Consider the following 25,071-nt stretch of genomic DNA (forward strand, 5'->3'; position numbering starts at 1 on the left):
CTAAGTTTCCGATGTGCTGCCCTGCCGGGGCCCTTGCGGACCCCGGCAGGGCAGGTGATCGGAACTAGCGCTTCTGCTTGACGATCTTTTCCTGGTCGACGTCGCCGCCGGAGATCGCTGCGTGCTCCTCGTGGCCAGCGCCAACCAAGTGGTTGTCGCCCTCGCCGAAGAAGCCCTTCTTGAAGGAAACAATGGCTTCCTTCAGAGCTGCAGCGGTGTCGTCATCCAGGACGTTGGTCTGAGCCAGCGTTGTCAGGATGGAGGACTTGTGCGTGAGGTGCTCCAGGAACTCGGACTCGAAGCGGCTGATGTCCTCAACCGGAACGTCGTCCAGGTAACCGTTGGTGCCGGCCCAGATGGAAACAACCTGGTTCTCAACGGGGAACGGTGAGTACTGGCCCTGCTTCAGCAGTTCCATCAGGCGTGCACCACGGGTCAGCTGCTGACGTGATGCAGCATCCAGGTCAGAGGCGAACATAGCGAATGCCTGCATGTCGCGGTACTGGGCCAGGTCCAGCTTCAAGGTACCGGAGACCTTCTTCATGGACTTGACCTGTGCAGCGCCACCAACGCGGGAGACGGACACACCAACGTCAACAGCGGGACGCTGGTTGGCGTTGAAGAGATCCGACTGGAGGAAGATCTGACCATCGGTAATGGAGATCACGTTGGTCGGGATGTACGCGGAGACGTCGTTTGCCTTGGTCTCGACGATCGGAAGACCGGTCATCGAGCCGGCACCGAGCTCGTCGGAGAGCTTGGCACAACGCTCCAGCAGGCGGGAGTGCAAGTAGAAAACGTCACCCGGGTACGCTTCGCGTCCCGGCGGACGGCGCAGCAGCAGGGATACGGCGCGGTAGGCTTCGGCCTGCTTGGACAGGTCATCGAAGATCACCAGAACGTGCTTGCCGCCGTACATCCAGTGCTGGCCGATGGCCGAACCTGCATACGGTGCCAAGTACTTGAAGCCGGCAGGGTCAGATGCCGGGGACGCCACGATGGTGGTGTACTCCAGCGCGCCGTGGTCCTCAAGGGTCTGGCGAACGGCTGCAATGGTGGAAGCCTTCTGGCCGACACCAACGTAGACGCACCGAACCTGCTTGGTGACATCTCCCGAAGCCCAGTTGGCCTTCTGGTTGATGATGGTGTCCACAGCGATGGCGGTCTTGCCGGTCTGGCGGTCACCAATGATCAGCTGACGCTGGCCGCGGCCGATCGGGATCATGGCGTCGATAGCCTTGAGGCCGGTCTGCATCGGTTCGTGAACCGACTTGCGTTCGGTAACGCCCGGAGCCTGAAGTTCCAGTGCACGGGTGGCTTCGGCCTTGATCTCGCCGAGGTCATCGATGGGCTGGCCCAGGGGGTCGACTACGCGACCCAGGAAGGCGTCGCCAACCGGAACGGACAGGATCTCACCGGTACGGTGAACTTCCTGGCCTTCTTCAATACCGGTGAAGTCACCGAGGATAATGACACCGATCTCGCGGACGTCGAGGTTCTGGGCCAGGCCCAGCGTGCCATCTTCGAAGCGAAGCAGCTCGTTCGCCATGACCGAGGGAAGACCCTCAACACGGGCGATGCCGTCACTTGCGGTGGTCACACGACCAACCTCTACGCGCTCTGCGTTACCGGGTTCGTAGGACGCCGCGAACTCGTTCAACGCATTACGGACGTCGTCGGCGTTGATGGTCAATTCGGCCATCTGCAGTCCCTGCTCTCCTGTTTTCGTGATCATCGTTGCTCACGATGACCGGGTTTTATATCAGTTAAGTTGTGCTTTGTCTTCGCTAGCCAACGAGCTGGCGGCGGAGTTCGGACAGGCGGGCGATGACCGAAGCGTCAAGCACTTCGTCACCCACCTGAACGCGAATTCCACCGATCAGTGCGGGGTCAACATTGACGTTGACCTTCAGTTCGCGGCCGTACAGGGCATCAAGCCCGGCCTGCAGACGGCTGGCCTGCGTTTCCGTCAACGGACGGGTAACGCTGACAGTCGCAATCCAGCGCTGCTGGCGCTTGGCTGCAAGCTTGGCGAATGACTCGACGAGCTTGCTCGGCTTGACACCGCGTGGCTGCGTAACTGCCTGGCGGATGAGAACCTTTGATTCCTCGCTGCTGCCAGGAACAAGTTTCTCGGCCAGTGCAATCTTGGCCGCAGGAGATGCCTGCGGTTCAGACAGAGCACGTTGTACTTCGTGGCTGGAGGCGACGGCCTGGTTGAAGGCAAACAGATCGTTTTCCAGCTCTTCCAGCCCCGTGATACCGGAGGCAGAAACGGCCGACTTGTTTTCAGCTACGGCAATGACAACCGTGGCGGCAAGCGTCTCGAGTGCATCGCCGATATCACGGGCCGATGCCCAGCGCGAGCTGGCCAATCCGCCTGCAATTTCAGCAGCATCAGCGGAGACTTTTCCGCCAACCAGCTGCTTGACCAGCGCCGACTTCTCGTCACCGGAACGGGACGGGTCAGTCAGGGCGCGGCGCAAGCCAGCCGAGCTGTCCACCGTTCCCAGGATTCCGAAGAGGTCCTTAGCCAACTGCAGCGAGGCGAAGGGAAGCTTGGCTTCCAGCTGCGCCAGCGCTGTGGTCAGCGATTCGCTCGATATACCTGCCATTACTTAGCTGCACCTGCGCTCTGGGTCTCCAGATCTGCAAGGAAGCGGTCCACAACACGTGCGGCGCGCTGGTCGTCGGTGAGTGCTTCCCCAACGATGCGGCCGGCCAGTGTGGTGGCCAAAGTGCCAACCTCGGAACGAAGCGAGACAACAGCTGCCTGGCGCTCCGACTCGATGGCAGCGTGTGCCTGCTCGGTGATGCGTGCAGACTCTGCTGCAGCCTTTGCCTTCAGGTCCGCGAGGATCTGGGCGCCTTCGGCGCGTGCTTCTTCACGGATTCGGTTGGCTTCGGCACGGGCATCAGTGAGCTGCTGCTTGTACTCTTCGAGAGCAGCAGAAGCTTCTGCCTGTGCCGCTTCGGCCTTTGCAATGCCACCTTCAATTGCTTCGGCGCGCTCTGCGAAGGTCTTCTCGAACATCGGAACAATGAACTTGATCACGATGTACAGGAGGACCGCAAAGCCGACGAGGACGACGCCCATTTCCCAAACATTGGGAACGAGAGGGTTAGCGGCCTCTTCGCCTTCAGTGGCGGCTGAGATGATCAGCTGATTCATATTTCACCCGTCCTATCTACTCGGTTGCGGAATTCGCTTGTTCTGAATCCGAAGACTAGAGAACGAACGCGAAGACGAGGCCGAGGATGGCGAGAGCTTCGGTCAGTGCCAGACCAAGGAACGCGATCGGCTGCAGCACACGCTGAGCTTCCGGCTGACGAGCAACACCGTTGATGTAAGCCGCGAACACGAGACCCACACCGATACCACCGCCGATTGCGGACAGACCGTAACCTACGAGGTTGAGATTGCCTTCCATTTTTTTCCTTTCAAGATGCCACCCATGTGGCAGGTTGTTTGGTTTACTTCAATCCCCACAAGGGGAAGTTTGGGAGCCTAGTGGCTGTCGGCGTGCAGTGCGCCTTCGATGTAAATCGCGGTCAACAGAGTGAACACGTAAGCCTGCAGGGCCATGATCAATGCTTCGAGCATGTACATGGCGATTGCCCCAACCAGGACCAGGACCGAGGTGCCCTTCAAGAGGACGTTCTCCTGCATGACGAGATACTCGATACCGGAACCGGCAAGCATGACGATCAGGTGACCGGCCAGCATTGTTGCGAACAGACGGAGGCTGTGCGTGACAGGGCGGACCAGGAAGTTGGAGATGATCTCGATCGGTACGACGATCGGGAGGATGTACCAAGGAACACCGGACGGAACGGTGGCGAGCTTGAAGTACTTCAGGCCGTTCTTCTTGATACCGATGATGATCCACGTGAAGTACACGATGCCGGCCAGCACGTAGGCGCCGCCAACGTGTGAGAAGCTCGGGAGCTGGATCACCGGGATGGCGCCGTAAATGTTGTTCACCAAAATAAAGAAGAACAGGCTGAACAACAGCGGGACGTACTTGATGAAGTCCTTGCCGCCGATGATGTCCTTGGCGATGCTGTTGCGGACGAAGCCGTAGGCCATCTCGCCTGCGAACTGCAGCTTGCCGGGAACCAGCTGCTGCTTACGTGCAGCGAGGATGAAGAATGTAGCGATAATGACGACCGAAAGGATCACCAGCAGCATCTGCTTGGAGAATCCGTCGTGTGCACCCCAAGGCAGGATTGCCGGCAGGTGCATTTCGTCGATTCCGGGTGGGGTGAATGACCCCGAATCCTGGGCGGGGAGCGCAAGCGCGATCAACGCGTTTCCTCTCTGCTGTGTCCATCATTGGGCATTGGTTGGAATCCGAACGCGTTGGACGCATTCACAATCCATGTGAAATTATTTGGCATTACTGTCCCCGTCCGTGGACGGACCGCTGTCTGCGTTGCTCTCGCCAGAAGGTTTGGAGCTTTGCCTGGTGAGGCCGTGCATATGGGAAAGATAGAACCCTCCTGCGGCTCCCAGCAGAGCGCCAAGGAGCACAATCCAGCGGGTCCCCCACAGATTATCCAGACCCCAGCCTATCAAACTCCAGACAATGATCCCGCCAATGATGTAGCTGAAGACAGCGATGCCGGCGTTGTATCCGCCGTCGTTTCCTGCTTCGGCGGATTCATTGTGGTTGGCCGGTTGCTGAGCAGTGGCAGCCGGGCGTGAATAACGCTTACGCGGAGACATCCGGGCCACCCTTCGGTTCTGCGGGATCGTTGTAGATCTGGAGGCGGGCCTTGCTGAAAGCGTAGATCTCTGCGGCCTGCCAGAAGACGACTGAAACAACCGCCCCAATGAGGAACCACCGGCCTTCGAGCCAGTCCGGCTTACCAAGCACAAACAGCACTACGGCGAATCCGATGACTTTGATGAAGTAAGTCGCAACAAAGAGTCCGATTGCGCCGGAAGGATTGTTCCGGCCAACGAAGTGGCCAATCAGGAGACTGATGCCAAAGAAGAGCATGACCAGCAGGGCGCCGAGAGCAGCCGAGAGTGCGCTCTGCCCGCCGGCAACGAGGGCCGCAATGACGCACGTGACGGCGGTGGCTGCCAGTGCAGCAACGACGCTGAAATAAAGCAGCCGGAGCCAGAGATTGGTGGTCGCACCGGAAACTCCAACACCACGTTTACCGGACGGGCGTCCGGTTTCGGCGTTGGATGTCATGGGGATACCAATCCTCGTGGCACAGGTGCCATATTCTCAAAGTGGGGTTACGGGCGAGTGACTGTCCGCAGAAAGAATTCTACATGAGATAGAACTGTGACCATAACCAGCCGTCACAACTACTCCCCCGGCCGCGGCGAGTTCCGGGTGAAGTAGGGCCATGCCGTCACAGCGGCCATGACGAGCGCTGCCACAATGATGACGATGAGCACGATTTGCCAGGGGAACACGGCAAAGGCGACGCCACCGAAGGCAAGAATGCACGTCCACACATAGAGCATGACGACGGCGCTGCGGTGCGAGTATCCAAGGTCCACCAGCTTGTGGTGGAGGTGCCCGCGGTCAGCCGACCACGGCGATTGGCCCCTGGCTGTCCTGCGGACAACGGCCATCCCCAAATCAAGAAGGGGAAGGGACAACACCGCGAAGGGCAGCAGGATGGGAACGATGGTGGGGATACCGTTGGCGCGGTCGTAGAGACCGGAGCCGATCTGCCCCGTGGCCACGACGCCGGCGGAAGCCATCAGCAAACCAATAAGCATGGCTCCCGAATCGCCCATGAAGATCTTTGCCGGAAACCAGTTGTGCGGCAGGAACCCGATGCAGCTGCCCACGAGGATGGCCATCAGGAGTGTTGCGAGGTCTGAGTTGTCAGTGGATGGGTTGTTCCTGTGAACCCAATAGGCGGTGAGGAAGAACGCTCCCCCACCAATGATGGCGACTCCTGCTGCCAAACCGTCCAGTCCGTCAATGAAGTTGACGGCATTCATGGTGGTGACAATGAGCCCTGCGGTGAGCACAATCTGCACGACTTCGGACTCAAGGAAGATCGGTTCGGGAATAAAGGGCACCACAGACATCCGCACACCCCAGATAGCCACGATGAAGGCGGCTGCGGCCTGGCCCAGGAGCTTGATCCACCAACGGATGTCCAGGATGTCGTCCGCGACCCCCACCGCGACAATCACAACGGCACCAGCGAGGATGCCCCAAGGGGCATCGTTGTGCCTGAAGATGTCCTTGACGAAGAAGGAATTGCTCGCGACCACCAACGCAGCGAAGAAGCCCACAAAGATGCCCAGTCCCCCGAGTTTGGAGATCAGGGCTGAATGCATGTCGCGGCTTCGGATGGGTTGGTATAAGCGCAGCTTGTTTCCCACGACGCGTGCACCCCACGTCCCCGCGTACGACACAACGGCCGCTGTAAGGGCCATCAGCATGTACATGATCATGACGCGGCCCCGGACAGCAGCCTGCACACCACACCGGAAGAATGAATCATCGAATGCAGCCGGCGGGTTTGATTGCCGTCTGGTTGTGGGCAGCTCAAGGTGTGGAATTCTGTCTTTGGATAAATGGAACTACTCCGTCGCCATGCCTGCACCGGCTGTGCCGAATGTTGCGGGATTACTGTGGACTCTAGTCACGATACTAATGCCAATGGCCGTGACCACCCTGTGATGCAGCCACCAAGCCCCAGCGTGTTCAGCTGGGAACTCAAGCGGCGTAGCTTCTACCTGACGGGCCCCTGGACGTTACGCAACGCGTAGATCCCATCGAGCACCTGGGCGTTGGACCGCGGAGCTTTCAGGCTGTGGCGCAGGCCTTTCAAGAGCCCGGCCAAAAGCACTTTGCGGTTCGGAGAGGCGGCGATGGTACGGGTCCAATTGCGCACCGAAGCGCCGGTAAACAGGACCTTTTCCCACGGCGCCAAGGCGTTCGATCGGGTATAAACCCAGAGCTTGTTCCGCACTTCATAATAGAAGCGCGGGCCGGGATCCGCTCCCGCATCACCAAATACTTTCGTGTGGTGGTTGGCCACCGATGCGTTGGTAGTCAAAGCGGTACCGCGGCGGGAAATCCTCGCGGTGTACTCAAGGTCATCGTTCCAGATGAAATAGTCCGCAATTGGCAGGCCATGCTGCTTGATCTCTCCAGCGCGTATCAGCACCGACACGAAGGAAGCACTCCGGATCTGGGTGGCGCCCAGACGGGCAGCAACGCTGCGTTGGTCCTCGCTCGCTCCCATCCGCGGACGCATACGGTTCATTGGGTGGTCACGGCCATCAGTCCACACAACACGGCTTGCGATGAAGGCCGGGGCCTCGCCCGTTTCCTGTTGGTAGGATTCCGAGACGTCCAATGCTTCGCGAAGGGCATTCGCCTGCGGTTCCGTGTCGTCGTCCATGATCCATACGTGGTCGGCACCGTGGTCCAGCACGGCCCGTTCCATACCGACAACGAACCCACCGGCACCGCCCACATTCGTGTTCAACGAGACCACATCAATGGTCACCGGGCTTTGATACTGCTGGAGGAACTCTGCGGTCCCATCCGTGGAGGCATTGTCCACGATGACCACGGCGTCCGGTACCCGGGTACCTGCAACAATGCCTTCCAAGGTCGTCTGGAGGAGTTCACGCCGGTTATAGGTCACCACAACAGCGACCACGACAGGGTGGGACGTCATTTACTTGCCTTTGGTCTTGGATGGTTGGAAACGGCGCCGAATCAGCAGGCCTGCCAGCTTCCAAGGTTCAACGAAAACTCTGTAGGCCACACGGCCGGGGTGAAGGACCAACCGCCAGGCCCATTCGAGCCCCAAGCGGCCGAGCCAACGTGGCGCTAGTTTTTGGATGCCAGCGACCTGTTCAATGGCACCGCCGACGGCGCAATAGAGGGCAGGCGGCAACTCTGCGAGCCGGCGGTGCAGGACTGTTTCCTGCAGCGGCATCCCAAGTCCGAACAGGACCAGTTGCGGACGGAAATCCGTCAGCCAGTTCACCACCGCGTCCTCCAGGGTGCTGTCCCATCCCTCACCGGGCATTCCATCCACCGTTGCACCGGGGATGATGGAGCGCAGCCGGGCGACCGCCTTCGTATTGGCCGCCCGTCCGGCGCCAACCACGGCTACACGTTCCACACCGTTGACCTTTCCGAGCTCCGGGATCCAATCCATGGAACCGAGCCGGTAGGCCATGGGTCCCTCACCCAGCGCCTGGAGTTGGCGTTTGTGGGCGAGTCCCCAAAGCATCGCAACGGGAGCACCATCCAGTAGGACGATCGAGCTGTCCTCGTATAAGGAACGGACATCCGGGCGCGAATGAAGCAGCGTGATGCTGTGAAGATTATGTCCAAGTGCGGTGGCGGTTGTTCCGGCTGCGATGAGTCCGGCCATCGCTTCAATTAGCTCGTCGACGCGCATGGGAGTGGCGTCGACGTCGAAGACGGGGACGCGTTGGCGCTCCGGAATCATTCGGGTTTGGCTTCGCTCGGGGCCCCTGGTTTCACTGATTCTTGGGTTGAATCCACGACGGCGGCCGTTTCCGTTACTTCGATCGGCGCGTCATCCGCTGCTGGGGTCGCGTCTTCCACAGTAGGCACCTCCGCAGGAATGGTTTCACCGATGCCCAGAATCGAGGGAACGATCTCGCGGAGTCGCTCCAGCTCGATGGCTCCTTGGCGCACTACCCGGAACGGCGTGGAAGTGGCATCCACAATCGTGGAGGGCAGGGCAGCAGTCCCCTTGACGGGACGGAAACCGCCCTCGAGGTAGACCTCTACGGACTCTGCCAGTTGGAGTCGTGCTTCCGAGGCCGTCTGTGCGGCTTCCTGGCCAGTCCTGTTGGCGGAGGAAACGGCCAACGGACCTGTGAGCCCCAGGAGTTCCAGGGCGATCTGGTCATCGGGCATCCTGAGGGCGACGGTGCCCTTGGTTTCGCCGAGGTCCCAGTCCAAGGACGGCTGTGCATGCAGGATCAGTGTCAGGCCACCAGGCCAGAAGGCCTGCGCCAGCGCCCTGGCATCGGCAGGGACATCGGTGGCCAGCCCGTCCAGGGCATTGACCCGGGGTATCAGGACCGGAGGGGGCATCTGCCGGCTACGCCCCTTGGAGGCCAGCAACATGGTCACGGCCAACGGCGAAAAGGCATCAGCGGCAATGCCGTAGACGGTGTCCGTTGGCATCACGATGCACTTCTTTTCACTGATGGCGCGCTGGGCATGCTGAAGGCCTTCAGTCCGCTGGTCATCGGAAGTGCAGTTATAGGTTGTGGTCACAGCGCTATTCTTTCACTCATCGGGAGACGGGCTTGCCAGGACGGCACTGGTGGCACGTTCCTTGCCGTTCAGGTCACAGTGCATGGTGACGTCTTTCCAACGCCCCGTTCGTTGCAGCATGCCGGCGATCCAGGCCGCTTGGACTTCCGCATGTTCCATCACGAAGTAACCACCGGGTTTAAGGAGGCGGGCCGCTGAGGCCGCTGCCGCCGTCGGAAGTTCCATGCCGTCCGATCCCCCACCGTACAGTGCCTCCGGCGGATCGTGGAGGGCGACTTCCGGCTCCGTGGGGATCGCTTCGGCCGGGATGTACGGAGGGTTGGATACGACGACGTCGAAAGTTCCGTTGTGCTCAGGGAGCGCATCCCGCAGATCGCCTTCAATGAGCATGACCCCCAAGGGTTCCAGGTTCCTGGCCGCCCAGGCATGCGCGAACGTACTGTATTCCACGGCATGAACCTCAGCGCCCGGAACCTCATGGGCGATGGAACCGGCAATTGCACCGGATCCTGTGCCGAGGTCCACCACCTTGGGTTTCGGCATTCCAGCCAGGTGGTCAATGACCAACTGCACTACCGATTCCGTTTCAGGACGCGGAATGAAGACGCCGGGACCGACGCGCAACGCCAAGTGACGGAAATACGCGACGCCGGTGATGTGCTGCAGTGGGACCCGTCCGGCGCGCTCCTCCACCAGTTCCCGGTAGCCGTCGGGAGCTGGTGTGTCGCCGAGCATCATGGCGCGTAGGCGGCCAAGGCCGACACCGAGCAAGTGTTCGGCAAGCAACTCGGCGTCGACACGCGGGCTGGGCACACCGGCGTCGGATAAGACGGCAGTAGCCTCGCGAACAGCGTCCGCGAGGCTCTGGCCTTGGTAAAACGTCATGGATGAACTCTGCTGTGGTTGTTGTCCGGCAGCGCTATTCGCCGATGGCGTCCAGGCGTGCCTGTTCGTCAGCTTCAATGGCTGACTGGATCACGGGTTCAAGATCGCCGTTCATGACGGCATCGAGGTTGTAGGCCTTGTAGCCGGTGCGGTGGTCCGCAATACGGTTCTCCGGGAAGTTGTATGTGCGGATGCGCTCCGAACGGTCCATGGTGCGGATCTGGGACTTGCGCTGTTCAGAGTTGGCAGCGTCGATTTGTTCCTGCTGGTGGGCCAGAAGGCGCGCGCGGAGAACGCGCATACCGGCTTCACGGTTCTGCAGCTGCGATTTTTCGTTTTGCATTGCCACAACAATGCCCGTAGGCAAGTGGGTAATGCGGACGGCGGAGTCGGTGGTGTTCACGGACTGGCCACCCGGTCCGGATGAACGGTAAACATCGATCTTGAGGTCGTTCTGGTTAATCTCAAGTTCTTCGGGCTCATCAACTTCGGGGAGCACCAGCACGCCGGCAGCCGACGTGTGGATGCGGCCCTGCGACTCAGTCACAGGAACCCGCTGGACGCGGTGCACGCCGCCTTCAAATTTCAAGCGGGCAAAAACGCCCTGTGCGGGGTCGTTCGAATTGCCCTTAATGGCCACGGCGACGTCTTTGTATCCACCAAGATCGGATTCGGTGGCGGAGATCATTTCAGTCTTCCAGCCCCGCGACTCGGCGTATCGCATGTACATCCGCAGAAGGTCGCCAGCGAACAGTGCAGCTTCGTCGCCACCTTCGCCGCCCTTGACTTCGAGAATCACGTTGCGGGCGTCGTCCGGATCACGAGGGATCAGCAGACGGCGCAGCCGCTCCTGTGCCGCAGGAATCTGCTCCTCCAACTGCACAACTTCTGCAGCGAATTCGGGATCTTCGTCTGCCATCTCTTTGGCAGCTTCCAGATCATCATTGAGCCCGCGCCATTTGTTGTACGCCTCCACAATGCCCTGGAGCTGAGCAGACCGACGCCCCAACTTCCGGGCAGCAGACTGATCGGCATAAACGGCAGGATCACTCAACTGCGCCTGAATAGCAGCATGCTCATCCAGCAATCCCTGTACGGACTCAAACATTTTCAAACCTCTTTCGTGTCGCACCCTATGTTAGTCGGGTGCAGAAATCCGTTCCCCGTCAGGCCCGGCGTTAGGTGAGCCGGGCGCCGGCCGCGCGGATTTCCCGCCCCGGGAGTGGCATCGGGCCTGCCGAAGCGTGGCGGCTCAGGTCCGTTAGGACAGAGCCGCCACGCGAAGGGGCGGGGGCGGGAAATCCGCGCGGCACCAACCGCACAAACACCCGACACCCCGCCCCGATTACAGCTATTTGTCGTTGTCCGACTTCGCTCCGAGCGTCGTCTTCTGAACCTGCATGAGGAACTCGACGTTGCTCTGCGTCTCCCGGATCTTGTTGGTCAGCAGCTCAAGGCTCTGCTGCTGCTCCAGGCCGGAAAGGACGCGGCGCAGCTTCCACATGATCTTGACTTCTTCAGGCGAGAGCAGGTTCTCTTCGCGGCGCGTACCGGACGCGTTGACGTCCACTGCCGGGAAGATGCGCTTGTCTGCCAACTGGCGGGACAGGCGGAGCTCCATGTTGCCGGTGCCCTTGAACTCTTCGAAGATGACTTCGTCCATCTTGGAGCCGGTCTCGACGAGCGCGGTTGCAAGGATGGTGAGCGAGCCACCGTTTTCGATGTTACGGGCTGCACCGAAGAAGCGCTTGGGCGGGTACAGAGCTGCGGAGTCCACGCCACCGGACAGGATGCGGCCTGAGGCCGGTGCTGCCAGGTTGTAGGCGCGGCCCAGACGGGTCATTGAGTCCAGGAGGACCACCACATCCATGCCCATTTCCACGAGGCGCTTGGCGCGTTCAATGGAGAGCTCGGCAACGGTGGTGTGGTCGTCTGCGGGACGGTCGAAGGTGGAGGCGATGACCTCACCCTTGACGGTGCGCTGCATGTCCGTGACTTCTTCGGGACGTTCGTCCACCAGCACCATCATGAGGTGAACCTCAGGGTTGTTGGTGGTGATCGCGTTCGCGATGGACTGCAGGATGAGCGTCTTGCCGGCCTTCGGCGGGGAGACGATCAGGCCACGCTGGCCCTTGCCGATCGGGGCCACGAGGTCGATGACACGCGGACCGATCTTCTTGGGATCCGTCTCGAGGCGCAGGCGCTCGGACGGGTACAGCGGTACGAGCTTGGCGAACTCGACGCGATCCTTGAGTTCTTCCGGCGTCTTGCCGTTGACCGAGGTGACGCGGACGAGCGCGTTGAACTTCTGGCGGGCAGACTGCTGGCTGCGGTCTTCACCGTCCCGTGGTGCCCGGATGGCGCCGACGACGGCGTCGCCCTTGCGAAGGTTGTACTTCTTGACCTGTGCCAGGGAAACGTAGACGTCGTTTGCACCGGGGAGGTATCCGGAGGTCCGAATGAACGCGTAGTTCTCCAAAACGTCCAGGATGCCGGCTACAGGAAGAAGGACGTCGTCCTCCGTGACCTCGACGTCGTCAACGTCCGGTCCCTGCGCGCGGCCACGGCGGCGCTCGTTGCGGTCGCGGAAGCGGTCGCTGCGGGTGTTTCCATCACGGCTGTCCTGACCGCCACGGCGGTCGCTCCGGTCGTTCTGTTCGTTGCGGTCACGACGGTTGCGGCGGTTGCGGCGGTTGCCGGTGTCGTCGCCGTCGTTGTTGTCTTCACGGCGTCCGCGGGTGTTGTCGCGACGTTCGCGCTGCTGGTCGCCCGAGTCAGACTGTTCGCGCTGCTCACGCTGTTCCGTGCGGTCAGCACGCTGCTCACGCTGTTCCGTGCGGTCAGCACGCTGCTCACGCTGTTCGGTACGGTCGGCACGCTGCTCACGCTGTTCCGTACGGTCGGCACGCTGTTCGGTACGGTCGGCACGCTGCTCACGCTGTTCCGTACGGTCGGCACGCTGCTCACGCTGTTCCGTACGCTGCTCGGCTGCTGGCGCTTCTGCTGCTTCGGCAGGTGCCGCGGCAGCTTCGCCACGGCGGCGGTTACGCGTTCGCGGCTGGCGACGCTCAGTTGCGGCCTCGCCGGTCTCGACGGCTGCCGGAGCTTCAACAGCCGGTGCGGCTGCGGTCTCGGCAGGCGCAGCAGCGGCTTCCGCGGCTGCTACTACTCCGTCACTTGTAGCCCGACGGCTGCGACCACGACCACGGCCGCGGGGTGCTTCCTGGGCCGGGGCCTCGACAGCTGCATCAGCAGGTGCGCTGCTTTCAGCAGCGGCCTTCGGCTCTGCAGCCCGGGCTTCCTTGGCCGCAGTTGCTTTCGCCGTGCTGGCCTTGGCGGGCGCCTTGGTAGTTGAGGTGCCGGCACGGTGGGCGGAGATGGCCGTGACCAAATCCCCCTTGCGCATACGGGATCCCCCGGAAATGCCCAGCTGGCTCGCGAGAGCCTGGAGCTGGGCGAGCTTAAGGCCTGCGAGGCCGCTGCTCTTGGTGGTTGCTGCAGTTGACGACTCAGCAGCAGAAGATGTTGTGTCCACAGCTGAAGCCAGCTCAGTGGTTTCTGTCACGAAGGATCCTTCCCCCTCGACGGCGTCCAGAGCGAGAGCTGGACGCGATGATTTGTTCTGGGCTGCAGTTCAGATCTGCAGCCGGTGATTTGGGCCGTGCCTGATGGATTGTGGCCAACAGGGCCGGATACTGATCGTCATCACTGGATCCAGTTGCCCGGACAGCCGGCGTAGATTCAGGAAACAGAGAGATTTCTGCGGCACCTGAGACAGGCCGGAAAGAGACGACACCACCAACGTTGGCACAGTTGACGAAAGGTACGGCAAAACACCGAGATCCAAAATCAGGGAACTGCCCGCGGCTTTACCGGCGGTGCACTTCCACTCTAGCACCTTGATCGTCCACAGCCAGCGTCATCACGCGCCAACCGACGTCGGGTGTGTTGTCCGCCGTGAATGTGCCGATGAATCCGGCGACACTTACTGCTTCCTCAGCGCCATTGGCCAGCACCATCACGGTGGGGCCTGCACCGGAGACAACCGCTGCATGGCCGGCCGACCGAAGAGCAGCGATGAGGTCGGCACTGGGGCGCATTGCCTGAGCGCGATAGCTCTGGTGGAGATAGTCTTCCGTGCCGGGCAACAGCAACGTGGGATCCGCGGTGAGTGCGTGAATCAACAAGGCTGCACGTCCGGAATTCATTGCTGCCGCGTGGTGTCCAACGGATGCCGGAAGCAATCCGCGTGCAGTCTCCGTGGATAGTTCGTAGTCCGGGACTGCCACCACGGGGACCACCGACCGTGCGACGTCAGCGCGTGTGGTGCTGTACTGCTCGCTGTCCTGCCACGACAGCGCCAGTCCGCCGAAAATGGCGGGTGCGACGTTGTCCGGGTGGCCTTCCATCTCGCTGGTCAACTGCAGGATCCAATCGCGGTCCTGCCGGAATTCGGCAGGGACCAATGCGTTGGCGGCAGATACGGCAGCAACCACAGCCGAGGCTGAAGACCCTAGCCCCCGGCCATGAGGATTGACATTGTCCGCAATGATCTTCAGGCCTGAGTGCCGGAATCCAAGCCGATTCAGCGCAAGGTCAATGGCACGAACAACCAGATGGCTGGCGTCACGTGGGAGGGAGTCAGCGCCCTCACCGGAGAGCTCGAACTCGAGCTCTCCGGTACTGAGGGTTTCCACCGTCAAGGTGTCGTAAATCGACAAGGCCAAGCCGAGGCTGTCGTAACCGGGTCCCAGGTTGGCACTCGTACCGGGGACCTTGACGGTCAGCCGCTGACCTGCCGCGACAAGTGCGCGATCGGTCGCGGTGGGCTGCGTTGATTCCACTCTTAGTTTTCTTCCAGTCCCAGTTCTGCGGCAACGGTGACGACATCGTTCGGCACCTTGACGGGCTGGACATCGCTGCCGTCCTCAGTGCGGAGGGCCCACTGCGGGTCCTTGAGCCCGTGCCCGGTGACCGTAATGACGATGGTTTTGCCGGACGGAACCTCGCCTGCAGCGTGCTTCTTGATCAAGCCCGCGACACCGGCAGCGGAACCGGGCTCTACGAACACGCCTTCCTTTGCGGAAAGCCAGCGGTGGGCGGCCAGGATCTCGTCATCGGTGACAGCCTCAATCAATCCACCCGATTCGTCACGGGCCGCAACGGCGGTCTCCCACGAGGCCGGATTGCCGATGCGGATGGCAGTGGCGATCGTGTCGGGCTCGGTGATGGGATGCCCTGCAACGAACGGTGCGGCACCTGCAGCTTGGAAGCCCCACATGACGGGCGTCTTGGTGGAAACAGCCGGAAGTGTTCCGTTAGCCGTCTCGAACGGCGCGGAATACTCCTTGTAGCCCTTCCAGTAGGCGCTGATGTTGCCTGCGTTGCCCACTGGCAATACGTGGATGTCGGGGGCGTCGCCCAGCGTGTCCACAACTTCGAAGGCGCCGGTCTTCTGGCCCTGGATGCGCGCCGGGTTGACTGAGTTCACCAGGAACACCGGGTAGGCTTCGCCGAGCTTCCGAGCAATGTCCAGGCAGTTGTCGAAGTTACCGTCAACCTGGAGCAGGGTGGCACCGTGGGCGATGGCCTGGCTCAGCTTGCCCATGGAGATCTTGCCTTCAGGTACCAGCACCGCGCACTTGAGGCCTGCGGCCGTCGCGTACGCAGCAGCAGAGGCGGAGGTGTTGCCGGTGGAGGCGCAAACCACGGCCTTCGCACCGGCCTCCACAGCAGCCGTCATGGCCATTGTCATGCCACGGTCCTTGAACGAACCCGTGGGGTTCATGCCTTCGACCTTAAGGTAAACCTCGGAGCCGGTCAGCTCTGAAAGCTTCTGCGCGTGGACCAGAGGCGTGCCGCCCTCGCCGAGGGTGATGACCTTGGTGGCTTCCGTTACAGGCAAACGATCAGCGTATTCGCGGATTACTCCGCGCCATTGGTGAGCCACTTAGACCCCTTCTACCCGGAGTACGGATGTTACAGAATTGATGACGTCCAGGCCCTTCACGGCCTCGACGGTTGCCGCGAGTGCAGCTTCGGATGCACGGTGCGTCACGATTTTCAGCTCGGCCGACTCAACGTTCGAGGCAGAGTCGCGGTGGATCGTTTGGCGCATTATTTCGATGGAAACGCCGTTCTCCGCAAAGATGTGCGCGATCCGGGCCAGAACGCCGGCTTGGTCAGCGACGTCCAGGCCGATGTAATAGCTCGTGGTGGACGCATCGATGGCCAGCGCCGGGACGTGGCCAGTGGTGGTCTCCGTCCGGCCCGGGCCGCCCAGGACCAAACGCCGCGCGGCAGACACGAGGTCACCCAGCACAGCGGATGCGGTGGGCGTTCCACCTGCACCTTGGCCATAGAACATTAGTTCGCCGGCGTTCTCCGCTTCGATGAAGACGGCGTTGAAGGCACCACGGACAGCAGCCAACGGGTGTTCGCGCGGCAGGAGCGTGGGGTGGACGCGCACAGAAATGCCGCTGCCGTTGTCCGATGAGTCGATCTTCTCGGCGATTGCGAGCAACTTGATGACAAAGCCGGCTTCCTTGGCGGAGGCAATGTCCGCAGCGCTGACCTTGGTGATGCCTTCGCAATAGACATCGTCCAGGGAGAAGCGCGTGTGGAAGGACAACGATGCAAGGATCGCAGCCTTCGCTGCAGCGTCGTGACCTTCGACATCGGCTGTGGGGTCGGCTTCCGCGTAGCCAAGGCGCTGGGCTTCGGCCAAGGCGTCGGAGAACTGCGCACCGGTGGTGTCCATCTGGTCAAGGATGAAGTTGGTGGTGCCGTTAACGATGCCCAGGACGCGGGTGATGCGGTCGCCGGACAGGCTGTCGCGGATAGGGCGCAGGATGGGGATCGCACCGGCAACGGCGGCCTCGTAGGACAGCTGGACGCCGGCCTTGTCTGCCTCTGCGTAGAGTGTGGGGCCGTCCTGTGCGAGCAGTGCCTTGTTGCCGGTGACAACACATGCGCCGTTCTGGATGGCCGTCAGGATCAGCGAACGGGCAGGCTCGATGCCGCCCATTAGTTCAATGACGAGGTCTGCGTCCTTCACCAAGGTTTCGGCATCCGTGGTGAATAGTTCGCGCGGCAGTTCGACGTCGCGTGGGGAGTCGACATTGCGCACGGCGATGCCGGCAAGTTCCAAGCGGGCTCCGCTGCGGGCTGCGAGGGCCTCGGCGTCGTCAATCAGAATCCGCGCAACCTGGGCCCCAACGTTGCCACAGCCCAGCAGGGCCACCTTCAAGGTTTGCACTTCAGACATTCGCCACTCCCATGTCGCGGTTCAAGAGATCTTCTTCGGTTTCCCCGCGGACAATCAGCCGGGCGGCTCCGTCGCGTACTGCGACAACGCCAGGCCTGGCCAGGTAGTTGTAGTTGCTGGAGAGGGCCCAGCAGTAGGCGCCGGTACCCGGTACTGCGAGCAAATCACCGGCTGCCACGTCCGCGGGCAGATATACATCTCTAACAACTATGTCGCCGCTCTCGCAATGTTTGCCCACTACGCGGGACAGCTGAGGATCCGCCGAAGAGTTCCGGGAAGCCAAAATTGCCGAATAATCCGCGTCGTAAAGCACCGGGCGCGCGTTGTCGCTCATCCCGCCGTCCACCGACACATAGCGGCGGGGATACGTAACGTTGTTGTCCCCGTCTTCCCCCTCAGTAGCGTCAACACGAACGGTTTTGAGCGTGCCGACTTCGTAGAGCGTGAACGTAGTGCTGCCCACGATGGCGCGTCCGGGTTCAATCGAGATACGCGGTGGAGTGATGTCCAGTTCCGCGCACTTGGAACGCACGACGGCGGCCATCGCCTGCGCAATTTCGGCTGGCGGCCGGGGTGTATCCACCGGGGTGTAGGCGATTCCGTAGCCGCCGCCCAGGTCCAGTTCGGGCATGACGATGGAGTACTTGGCCTGCATGGAAGCCAGGAAGCCCAGCAGCTTCTCCGCTGCAAGGGCAAAGCCGTCGGGCTCAAAGATCTGTGAGCCGATATGGCAGTGCAGGCCCAAGAGCTCGATGCTGGCGTAGGAGGTTGCTGCAGCCACCGCTTCCTCGGCTGCTGACAGGCCTGCTTCATCGGTGGTGTCTCCGGCCATGGAGAGGCCAAACTTCTGGTCCTCGTGTGCCGTGGCAATGAACTCATGGGTGTGGGCGTGTACGCCGGGGGTCAGCCGGAGCATGACCTTGGCAGTTTCGCCACGGCTGGAGGCAATCTTGGCCACCCGCTCCAGTTCATCGAGGCTGTCCACCACGATTCGGCCGACCTTCATATCCAACGCGCGCTTGATCTCGGCGTCGGACTTGTTGTTGCCGTGCAGGCCAAGATTGGGCCCTTCGATTCCCGCACGGGCGGCAACAGCCAGCTCGCCGCCCGAACAGGTGTCCAAGCGAAGGCCTTCCTCGGAAACCCAACTGGCTACTGCAGTGCACAGGAACGACTTCCCGGCGTAGTAGACGTCCACTCCCCCGCAAATATCGGCGAAGGCGGAATCAAACGCGTCTTTGAACGCCCGTGCACGGGACCGGAAGTCCGATTCACTCATCACGAACAGCGGAGTTCCGTACTGTTCCTTGAGCTTACTGACGGACATGCCGTCAATGGTGACCTCACCGGCGTCGTTCTTCTCAACCCCGGCAGCCCACATGGGTGCCTGCAAGGCGTTGAGGTCCTCGGGAACAGCCAACCATTCGGGTGCGAGCGGAGAAGCGTGTGTAGCGTTGATGGTCATTTCCCTACATCCGTTCCGGCGCAGAAACGCCCAGCAGTTCGAGTCCGTTGGCCAGCACCTGGCTGGTGGCGTCATTCAGCCACAGGCGCGTGCGGTTAACGTCCTGTACGGGTTCATCGCCTTGGGGCGAGACGCGGCAAGCATCGTACCAGCGGTGGTAGGCACCGGCTATGACTTCGAGGTGGCGGGCCACGCGGTGCGGCTCACGCAGTTCGGCAGCCTTCGCCACAATAGACGGGTAGCTGCCCAGGTAGGAGAGCAACTCGTTTTCAGTGGCGTGGTCCAGGAGCGATGCGTCAAAGACGGAACGCTCCACGCCGGCCTCCGCAGCATTGCGTGCTGTGCCGCGGGAGCGGGCGTGCGCATACTGCACGTAGAACACCGGGTTCTCGTTGCTGTGTTTCTTCAGCAGTTCCGGATCCAGCGTCAGTGGCGAGTCAGCCGGGAAGCGGGCCAGGGAATACCTGACGGCATCCTTGCCGAGCCAAGAAATAAGGTCCTTGAGCTCGATGATGTTACCGGCACGCTTGGAAAGCTTGGCGCCATTGACGGACACAAGCTGGCCGATGAGGACCTCGATGTTGACCTCGGGATCATCTCCCGCGCATGCGGCGATGGCCTTCAAACGGTTGATGTATCCGTGGTGGTCCGCGCCGAGCAGGTAGATCTTCTCCGTGAAGCCGCGGTCCTTCTTAGAAAGGTAGTACGCGGCGTCCGCAGCGAAGTAGGTAGGTTCGCCATTGGCGCGGATCATCACACGGTCTTTGTCGTCACCGAAGTCTGTGGTGCGCAACCAGACGGCACCGCCATCGTCGAAAACGTGGCCTTGCTCGCGAAGGCGGGCGACGGCGGATTCGATCGCACCGGCGTCGTGCAGTTCCTTTTCCGAGAAGAAGACGTCAAACTCGACGCCAAACTCCGCCAACGTGGTCTCGATGTCTGCCATCTGTGCCTGGTAAGCAGCGGCGCGGATAACGGGCAGGGCTGCCTCGTCCGTCAACTCGCGGATATCCGGATGGGCCTTCAATACTTCGTCGCCAAGCTCGCGGATGTACTCACCCGGGTAGCCTCCCTCAGGCACGCCACGTCCGTGAAGGCGGGAGAGGACCGAGTTGGCGAAGACGTTCATCTGCGAGCCGGCGTCGTTGATGTAGTACTCGGCGGTGACGTTGGCGCCCGAGGCACGCAGAACACGGGCAATGGCATCGCCCAGAGCAGCCCAGCGTGTGTGCCCGATGTGCAACGGACCGGTTGGATTCGCGGAAACAAACTCCATATTAACCACTCGCCCTGCGAGCGCCTGGTTGGTGCCATAGCTGGTTCCGGCCTCAACAATGGCTTTGGCGAGGGCGCCGGCTGTGGCAGCATCGACGGTGATGTTCAGGAAGCCCGGACCGGCGATTTCCACTCCGGTAACGCCGGGAATGCCCTGCAGATGGTTGCTGAGGATTCCAGCAAATTCGCGGGGATTCATGCCTGCCTGCTTGGAGAGTTGCAGGGCAATGTTGGTGGCCCAGTCTCCATGATCCCGGTTCTTGGGTCGCTCCACTCGTACGGCGTCGGGCACGGCAGATTCCGTCAGGGCGATTTCGCCGGTGGAAACGGCGTCCTTAAGGCAGGCGGATATGGCAGCTGAGAGTTCTTCGGGAGTCACTCTCCTAGCCTACCGGGGGCCCGCAAAGTCGCGGAATTGAGGGTCTCGTATGTGGATAATCCGCTCACAGCCCACTCACAGGAGCGGCTGCCCGACGCCACAGACTGAACCATTACGCTGAATTCAACGTTGTGAACACGTAGGAGGTGGCCTCGTTGGTCATCCCGGTACGCGCAGTATCCCTTGACGTAAATGACCATTGACGAATTCTTGTCCAGTTGAAACGAGCAGAACCATGACTACGCCACTCCGCAAGAGCCTCTACGTTGGTTTCGCCGGCCTCTCCATCATTGGAACAGCCGCGGCCTGCGCCCCCACAACCGAAGCCCCCTCAACCCAAGCCCCCGCTACCCAGGAGGGGGGCCAGGCAGCTTCCAGCAGTCCTTCATCAGCGGGCACGTCATCGTCAACAGCTGTCGCTTCCACCGGCGCTTCCACCTACAAGGACGGGACCTACAGCTCCGACGGCACGTACACTTCGCCCAATGGACAGGAGACGGTGGGCGTCGAGCTGACGCTTGCAGCCGACAAGGTTTCTGCTGTCAACATCACGGTCCACCCCTCCAATCCCAACACCAAAAAGTTCCAGGGTGAGTTTGCCAGTGGCATCGCCGCCCAGATCGTGGGCAAGGATATCGATGAGCTCAACGTCTCCAAGGTGGCTGGCTCTTCACTGACGTCCGGTGGCTTCAACGAAGCCGTGGAGCAGATCAAGTCCCAGGCCAAGTAGCAGCCATGCCCCACCCTGGCTGGAGCACCTTCCGCTTCGAAGGGATCGGTACGCAGTGGGAGATTTCGACGCCGGACAGCTTAGTACCCGCCGTCCGAAGCGAACTGCTTGAAACAGTAGCGGCATACGACAAGACGTGGTCACGGTTCAGGACGGATTCTCTGGTGTCCGGCCTTTCCCGTAGTGCAGGCAAGATCACCTTGCCGGGGCACGCCGTCGTCCTGCAAGAGGTCTATTCCGCGCTGTATCGCCTCACCGGTGGTGCCATGACCCCACTCATCGGCAGCAGCCTGGAGCGGCTGGGTTATGACGCCACTTATGCCCTCACATCGTCGGGCACTCCCCTCCCTCCGCCCCGTTGGGAAGACGTCCTTGATTGGGCAGGAACCGAGATAACAGTGAAGGAGCCGGTGGTTTTGGACATTGGAGCTGCCGGCAAGGGCCAGCTCGTGGACCTCTTGGGTGAAGTCCTGCGGGAAGCGGGCTGCACCGACTTCCTGGTGGACGGCAGCGGCGACATGCTGCACTCCGGAAACCGCCCGGTCACCGTTGCGTTGGAGCACCCTTATAACCCGCGGCAGGCCGTAGGCACGGTGGAGCTGGATAACTTCGCGCTGTGTGCCTCGGCCTCGAATCGTCGCACGTGGGGTGACGGCCTGCACCATGTCCTGGATGGAACCACGGGCAAGCCAATACACACCACAGTGGCAACCTGGACCATGGCTGCGAGCGCCCTGATGGCGGACGGCCTGGCCACGGCATTGTTCATGCAGGAACCTGCTCCGCTGGAGAAGGAATTCGAATTCTCATGGCTTACGGTGTCGTCGAGCGGTGCTGCCGCCTTTTCGAAGGGTTTTGAGGGGAGACTGTTCACATGATTGCCGCTAAGTCCCGCGTGGACACCTGGTTGGGCCGCTTCACCATGTACCGCTTGATTCTCTGGGTGCTGGGTGTACTGGCGGCCTACAGCATGGTCCTCAACCTCCTGGGATGGCTGACCTTTGGCCTACCTGAGATGTTGGTCCATTTGGTGCTCTGCCTGGGCGCAACCTATGCCTCCGGCCGACTCCTGGCTTTGCTCTTTGGTGTCAAGCAGCATACGGAGTCGTCACTGATCACCGGACTGCTGCTGTATTTCCTCTTCTGGCCCGCCTTTGGAGCGATGGATATGGCGGGCGTTGCTTTGGCTTGCGTGCTTGCCAGCGTGTCCAAGTACGCTCTGGCCTTCCGCGGGCGTCATATATTCAACCCGGCCGCCGCAGGTGCGTTCATTACGGGCCTGACGGGGCTCAATATCGCCACGTGGTGGGCCGCCACCCCGGCGATGCTCTGGCTCCTGGTTCCCGGAGTGGTGATTGTCCTGTATCGCACACGGAAAATGCTGATGGGCACCGTTTTCCTGGTGGCTGCCACAAGCATCATCACCGTGGAGCTGCTGAGCCGCGATATGACGCTGGGACAGGCTTTATGGCAGGCCTTGGCCCAACGGCCGTTGCTGTTTTTCGTCGGCTTCATGCTTTCGGAACCTCTCACCCTGCCTCCCCGCCGCTGGCAGCAGTTGGCGCTTGCCGCCGTCGTGGGTGTCGTTTTCGCGGTCCCCTATAACTTCGGCTTCATTGCCAACTCCCCGGAGCTCGCACTGCTGCTGGGCAACCTCATTGCGTTCTTCCTTGGACAGCGCGGCGGCGTCCATCTGACGTTTAAGGGCTCGCGCCCCCTCACCCCCGCCAGTACTGAATTCAGGTTCGAACCGCAGCGGCCTGTGCGTTTTGAGCCCGGACAGTTCATGGAGCTCAACCTGCCGCATTCCGGGTCCGACGGCAAGGGCCGTCGCCGCGTCTTCAGCATTACCAGCCCACCTGGCGCGGCTGAGGTTACCTTCGGCGTGGGTACGGCCGAGCCGCTGTCGGCAGCGAAGAAGGCACTGCTTGCGCTTCGACCCGGGGACAGCGTTTCCGCAACAGCGGTGGGTGGAGACTTTGTTTTACCGCACGACGCCGGGAAGCCGGTCCTGCTGATCGCCGCAGGAATCGGCATCACGCCTTTCCTGTCACAACTGGCCGCCGACGACGCCGCACGCGACATGGTGGTGGTGTACCTCGCGAAAGGTCGCGAGGAGCTGGCCTGTGTGGAACAGCTGGAAGCCTCCGGGGCCAAGGTCGTCGCCCGCCTTGCGGACGGTTCCACTCCCCCGGAGTACATGGTCGACGCCGGTACCTCCAGAATCGATGCAGCGCGCCTTAAAGAGCTGGTTCCGGACATTGGGGATCGGGAAGTCTTTGTCTCGGGCTCCCCGGCGAGTGTGGATTCCCTTCGAGCTGCAGCACGTGGCGCAGGAGCGCGTCGGGTCCACGTGGACTCGTTTGCGGGTTACTGATTCGAAGAGTTCGGGGCCGGGCTTGCTGGTCCGGCGCCGTGACTTTCGTCTGCTGTGGCGGGTTTTCATTTGCGGCGCAGGGACTGCTAAGCTCTAGGACGTCCCACCGGCAACGGAGGGAACCCTGGATGCCCTCGTAGCTCAGGGGATAGAGCGTCTGCCTCCGGAGCAGAAGGCCGTAGGTTCGAATCCTATCGAGGGCACAACGAATACCCCGCCAGCCTTGCTGGCGGGGTATTTTTGTGTGCCGGATATGGACTATCAGTTGGGGGCTTGCCGGGCTTGGACCGCAATATTGTCAGCCCCTGCTCCTAGGCTGATTTCAGTTGGTCATACCGATAGCCAAAGGGGTTTTGCCGTGATGTGTTCAATCGTCCCGCCGTATATGCTGCGCAGGATTGCTGCCCGGAACGAACCACGACTCCGGGCAGTTGCCAGGGCCGCGAAAGAGTCGTTGCTGCATATCAAGGATCTGCAGGCCATCCGGACAGCCCCCATCCCTGCTGCACCGCCGAGCGCACGTCAAGCCAAACCCGGTCCGCCCAAGCGGACAATCTTCGATGCCGAGTCCTCCGAGGCCTTGCCCGGCCGCATTGTCCGCAAGGAAGGAACCCCACCCGTCGGTGACGTTGCTGCGGACGAGGCCTACGACGGCCTCGGGAGCACACACCGGCTGTACGGGGAGATCTTCGGGAGGGACTCCATCGACGGTGCAGGGCTCGCCCTGGATGCAACGGTTCATTACGGGAAGCTCTACGACAACGCCTTTTGGGACGGGAGCCAAATGGTCTTCGGTGACGGCGATGGCCAGATTTTTCAGCGCTTCACCAAGTCCGTGAGTGTCATAGGCCACGAACTTGCGCACGGGGTCACCCAATACACAGCCAATTTGGCCTATCGGAACCAGGCCGGCGCGCTGAACGAGTCCATGTCGGACGTTTTCGGGGTCCTCGTCGAGCAGTATCTGAAGCAGGAGTCCGCCCGGGATGCCAGTTGGCTCATCGGGGAGGGCCTCTTTACAGATCAGGTCCAGGGCGCCGCCCTGCGCTCTATGAAAGCGCCGGGGACAGCTTATGACGACGATGTTTTGGGTAAAGACCCGCAACCGGATTCCATGGATACGTATGTACGGACGAGTGCTGACAATGGCGGAGTGCATATCAACTCCGGCATCCCCAATAAGGCCTTCTACGTGGTTGCCACGGAACTCGGAGGCAATGCGTGGGAGGCGCCCGGCCAGATTTGGTACGACACCTTGACCAGTGGATCCTTGCCGGCAACCTGCACGTTTGGAAAGTTTGCCAAGACCACAGTTGCAACTGCTGTGGAACTTTTCGGGACCGGATCAGCTGAGCATGACGCCGTCCTGAAGGCGTGGGAGACTGTGAAGGTCAAGGTTTAGTCAGGTGGCGGGACCGGACAGTTTG

General features: G+C 61.4%; 23 protein-coding genes and 1 tRNA gene. 5 read left to right on the plus strand and 19 right to left on the minus strand.

Translation table 11 applies throughout. From position 1 onward, the window contains the following. Positions 1-64: 64 nt before the first annotated feature. The 19 genes from atpA to argS all read right to left on the minus strand — a co-directional run bounded on the left by atpA (position 65) and on the right by argS (position 20,537). Entirely contained in the window at positions 65-1,702 is a 1,638-nt protein-coding gene (atpA, locus tag AC6CH8_RS06010) for a F0F1 ATP synthase subunit alpha (protein WP_011775259.1), read from the minus strand. An 85-nt stretch (positions 1,703-1,787) separates the two neighbouring features. Continuing rightward, on the minus strand, positions 1,788-2,615 hold the full coding sequence (locus tag AC6CH8_RS06015) for a F0F1 ATP synthase subunit delta (protein ID WP_091468397.1): 828 nt from the start codon (positions 2,613-2,615) through the stop codon (positions 1,788-1,790). Further along, positions 2,615-3,172 (minus strand): F0F1 ATP synthase subunit B, encoded by a 558-nt coding sequence (locus AC6CH8_RS06020; RefSeq protein WP_017199730.1) that lies wholly within the window; start codon positions 3,170-3,172, stop codon positions 2,615-2,617. Before AC6CH8_RS06020 ends, AC6CH8_RS06015 begins: the two co-directional genes overlap by 1 nt. Positions 3,173-3,227: 55 nt before the next feature. Then, the gene (atpE, locus tag AC6CH8_RS06025) at positions 3,228-3,431 is read right to left on the minus strand and encodes an ATP synthase F0 subunit C (RefSeq protein WP_009356484.1); all 204 of its coding nucleotides are present in this window, start codon (positions 3,429-3,431) and stop codon (positions 3,228-3,230) included. 77 nt (positions 3,432-3,508) lie between these two features. Next, positions 3,509-4,309 (minus strand): F0F1 ATP synthase subunit A, encoded by an 801-nt coding sequence (gene atpB / locus AC6CH8_RS06030; RefSeq protein WP_017199729.1) that lies wholly within the window; start codon positions 4,307-4,309, stop codon positions 3,509-3,511. 81 nt (positions 4,310-4,390) lie between these two features. Further along, entirely contained in the window at positions 4,391-4,729 is a 339-nt protein-coding gene (locus tag AC6CH8_RS06035) for a hypothetical protein (RefSeq protein WP_498189374.1), read from the minus strand. Then, entirely contained in the window at positions 4,716-5,207 is a 492-nt protein-coding gene (locus tag AC6CH8_RS06040; RefSeq protein ID WP_498189376.1) for a Cg1360 family ATP-synthase-associated protein, read from the minus strand. Before AC6CH8_RS06040 ends, AC6CH8_RS06035 begins: the two co-directional genes overlap by 14 nt. A gap of 119 nt (positions 5,208-5,326) precedes the next feature. Continuing rightward, positions 5,327-6,439, minus strand: a complete 1,113-nt coding sequence (locus tag AC6CH8_RS06045) for an MraY family glycosyltransferase (RefSeq protein ID WP_091468403.1) — start codon at positions 6,437-6,439, stop codon at positions 5,327-5,329. A gap of 281 nt (positions 6,440-6,720) precedes the next feature. Beyond that, the gene (locus AC6CH8_RS06050; RefSeq protein ID WP_364308749.1) at positions 6,721-7,677 is read right to left on the minus strand and encodes a glycosyltransferase; all 957 of its coding nucleotides are present in this window, start codon (positions 7,675-7,677) and stop codon (positions 6,721-6,723) included. Continuing rightward, the gene (locus AC6CH8_RS06055; RefSeq protein ID WP_498189379.1) at positions 7,678-8,463 is read right to left on the minus strand and encodes a WecB/TagA/CpsF family glycosyltransferase; all 786 of its coding nucleotides are present in this window, start codon (positions 8,461-8,463) and stop codon (positions 7,678-7,680) included. Further along, positions 8,460-9,266: an L-threonylcarbamoyladenylate synthase gene (locus AC6CH8_RS06060; protein WP_498189381.1), complete on the minus strand. Its 807-nt coding sequence runs from the start codon at positions 9,264-9,266 to the stop codon at positions 8,460-8,462. Before AC6CH8_RS06060 ends, AC6CH8_RS06055 begins: the two co-directional genes overlap by 4 nt. Positions 9,267-9,278: 12 nt before the next feature. Further along, positions 9,279-10,151 carry a peptide chain release factor N(5)-glutamine methyltransferase gene (prmC, locus tag AC6CH8_RS06065; protein ID WP_498189383.1) on the minus strand — a complete coding sequence of 291 codons (873 nt, stop codon included), beginning with the start codon at positions 10,149-10,151 and terminating at the stop codon, positions 9,279-9,281. A 34-nt stretch (positions 10,152-10,185) separates the two neighbouring features. Further along, positions 10,186-11,259, minus strand: coding sequence for a peptide chain release factor 1 (gene prfA / locus AC6CH8_RS06070; protein ID WP_014922181.1), 1,074 nt, complete (start codon positions 11,257-11,259; stop codon positions 10,186-10,188). A gap of 243 nt (positions 11,260-11,502) precedes the next feature. Next, positions 11,503-13,716: a transcription termination factor Rho gene (gene rho / locus AC6CH8_RS06075; RefSeq protein WP_498189385.1), complete on the minus strand. Its 2,214-nt coding sequence runs from the start codon at positions 13,714-13,716 to the stop codon at positions 11,503-11,505. 304 nt (positions 13,717-14,020) lie between these two features. Beyond that, complete coding sequence (thrB, locus tag AC6CH8_RS06080; protein ID WP_420178415.1) at positions 14,021-14,995, minus strand: homoserine kinase; 975 nt, start codon at positions 14,993-14,995, stop codon at positions 14,021-14,023. Between the two features lie 2 nt (positions 14,996-14,997). Beyond that, positions 14,998-16,101 (minus strand): threonine synthase, encoded by a 1,104-nt coding sequence (gene thrC, locus AC6CH8_RS06085; RefSeq protein ID WP_091468420.1) that lies wholly within the window; start codon positions 16,099-16,101, stop codon positions 14,998-15,000. Next, the gene (locus AC6CH8_RS06090; RefSeq protein ID WP_498189388.1) at positions 16,102-17,418 is read right to left on the minus strand and encodes a homoserine dehydrogenase; all 1,317 of its coding nucleotides are present in this window, start codon (positions 17,416-17,418) and stop codon (positions 16,102-16,104) included. Continuing rightward, a complete protein-coding gene (gene lysA / locus AC6CH8_RS06095) occupies positions 17,411-18,883 on the minus strand; it encodes a diaminopimelate decarboxylase (RefSeq protein ID WP_498189390.1) in 1,473 nt (490 codons plus the stop codon). The genes AC6CH8_RS06090 and lysA overlap by 8 nt, the downstream gene beginning before the upstream one ends. A gap of 4 nt (positions 18,884-18,887) precedes the next feature. Next, on the minus strand, positions 18,888-20,537 hold the full coding sequence (gene argS / locus AC6CH8_RS06100; protein WP_420178417.1) for an arginine--tRNA ligase: 1,650 nt from the start codon (positions 20,535-20,537) through the stop codon (positions 18,888-18,890). 235 nt (positions 20,538-20,772) lie between these two features. On the opposite strand from argS, the gene AC6CH8_RS06105 reads away from it, so the two are divergent. The 5 genes from AC6CH8_RS06105 (at position 20,773) to AC6CH8_RS06125 (ending at position 25,046) form a co-directional block, all read left to right on the plus strand. After that, positions 20,773-21,267 carry an FMN-binding protein gene (locus AC6CH8_RS06105; protein WP_420178418.1) on the plus strand — a complete coding sequence of 165 codons (495 nt, stop codon included), beginning with the start codon at positions 20,773-20,775 and terminating at the stop codon, positions 21,265-21,267. Positions 21,268-21,272: 5 nt separating this feature from the next. Then, on the plus strand, positions 21,273-22,145 hold the full coding sequence (locus AC6CH8_RS06110; protein ID WP_498189393.1) for an FAD:protein FMN transferase: 873 nt from the start codon (positions 21,273-21,275) through the stop codon (positions 22,143-22,145). Beyond that, a complete protein-coding gene (locus AC6CH8_RS06115) occupies positions 22,142-23,644 on the plus strand; it encodes an FAD-dependent oxidoreductase (protein ID WP_498189395.1) in 1,503 nt (500 codons plus the stop codon). Before AC6CH8_RS06110 ends, AC6CH8_RS06115 begins: the two co-directional genes overlap by 4 nt. Positions 23,645-23,774: 130 nt before the next feature. Next, positions 23,775-23,847: transfer RNA gene (locus AC6CH8_RS06120), tRNA-Arg, on the plus strand. A 158-nt stretch (positions 23,848-24,005) separates the two neighbouring features. Then, entirely contained in the window at positions 24,006-25,046 is a 1,041-nt protein-coding gene (locus AC6CH8_RS06125; protein WP_498189560.1) for a M4 family metallopeptidase, read from the plus strand. Positions 25,047-25,071: the final 25 nt, after the last annotated feature.

It is taken from the genome of Paenarthrobacter sp. GQ52 (assembly GCF_059759005.1).

Excerpts from the sequence above, each read along its gene's own strand:
- atpA (WP_011775259.1), bottom strand. The coding sequence starts at position 1,702 with ATGGCCGAATTGACCATCAACGCCGACGACGTCCGTAATGCGTTGAAC.
- AC6CH8_RS06015 (WP_091468397.1), bottom strand. The coding sequence starts at position 2,615 with ATGGCAGGTATATCGAGCGAATCGCTGACCACAGCGCTGGCGCAGCTG.
- AC6CH8_RS06020 (WP_017199730.1), bottom strand. The coding sequence starts at position 3,172 with ATGAATCAGCTGATCATCTCAGCCGCCACTGAAGGCGAAGAGGCCGCT.
- atpE (WP_009356484.1), bottom strand. The coding sequence starts at position 3,431 with ATGGAAGGCAATCTCAACCTCGTAGGTTACGGTCTGTCCGCAATCGGC.
- AC6CH8_RS06035 (WP_498189374.1), bottom strand. The coding sequence starts at position 4,729 with ATGTCTCCGCGTAAGCGTTATTCACGCCCGGCTGCCACTGCTCAGCAA.
- AC6CH8_RS06040 (WP_498189376.1), bottom strand. The coding sequence starts at position 5,207 with ATGACATCCAACGCCGAAACCGGACGCCCGTCCGGTAAACGTGGTGTT.
- AC6CH8_RS06045 (WP_091468403.1), bottom strand. The coding sequence starts at position 6,439 with ATGATCATGTACATGCTGATGGCCCTTACAGCGGCCGTTGTGTCGTAC.
- AC6CH8_RS06050 (WP_364308749.1), bottom strand. The coding sequence starts at position 7,677 with ATGACGTCCCACCCTGTCGTGGTCGCTGTTGTGGTGACCTATAACCGG.
- AC6CH8_RS06055 (WP_498189379.1), bottom strand. The coding sequence starts at position 8,463 with ATGATTCCGGAGCGCCAACGCGTCCCCGTCTTCGACGTCGACGCCACT.
- prmC (WP_498189383.1), bottom strand. The coding sequence starts at position 10,151 with ATGACGTTTTACCAAGGCCAGAGCCTCGCGGACGCTGTTCGCGAGGCT.
- prfA (WP_014922181.1), bottom strand. The coding sequence starts at position 11,259 with ATGTTTGAGTCCGTACAGGGATTGCTGGATGAGCATGCTGCTATTCAG.
- AC6CH8_RS06090 (WP_498189388.1), bottom strand. The coding sequence starts at position 17,418 with ATGTCTGAAGTGCAAACCTTGAAGGTGGCCCTGCTGGGCTGTGGCAAC.
- lysA (WP_498189390.1), bottom strand. The coding sequence starts at position 18,883 with ATGACCATCAACGCTACACACGCTTCTCCGCTCGCACCCGAATGGTTG.
- AC6CH8_RS06105 (WP_420178418.1), top strand. The coding sequence starts at position 20,773 with ATGACTACGCCACTCCGCAAGAGCCTCTACGTTGGTTTCGCCGGCCTC.
- AC6CH8_RS06110 (WP_498189393.1), top strand. The coding sequence starts at position 21,273 with ATGCCCCACCCTGGCTGGAGCACCTTCCGCTTCGAAGGGATCGGTACG.
- AC6CH8_RS06115 (WP_498189395.1), top strand. The coding sequence starts at position 22,142 with ATGATTGCCGCTAAGTCCCGCGTGGACACCTGGTTGGGCCGCTTCACC.
- AC6CH8_RS06125 (WP_498189560.1), top strand. The coding sequence starts at position 24,006 with ATGTGTTCAATCGTCCCGCCGTATATGCTGCGCAGGATTGCTGCCCGG.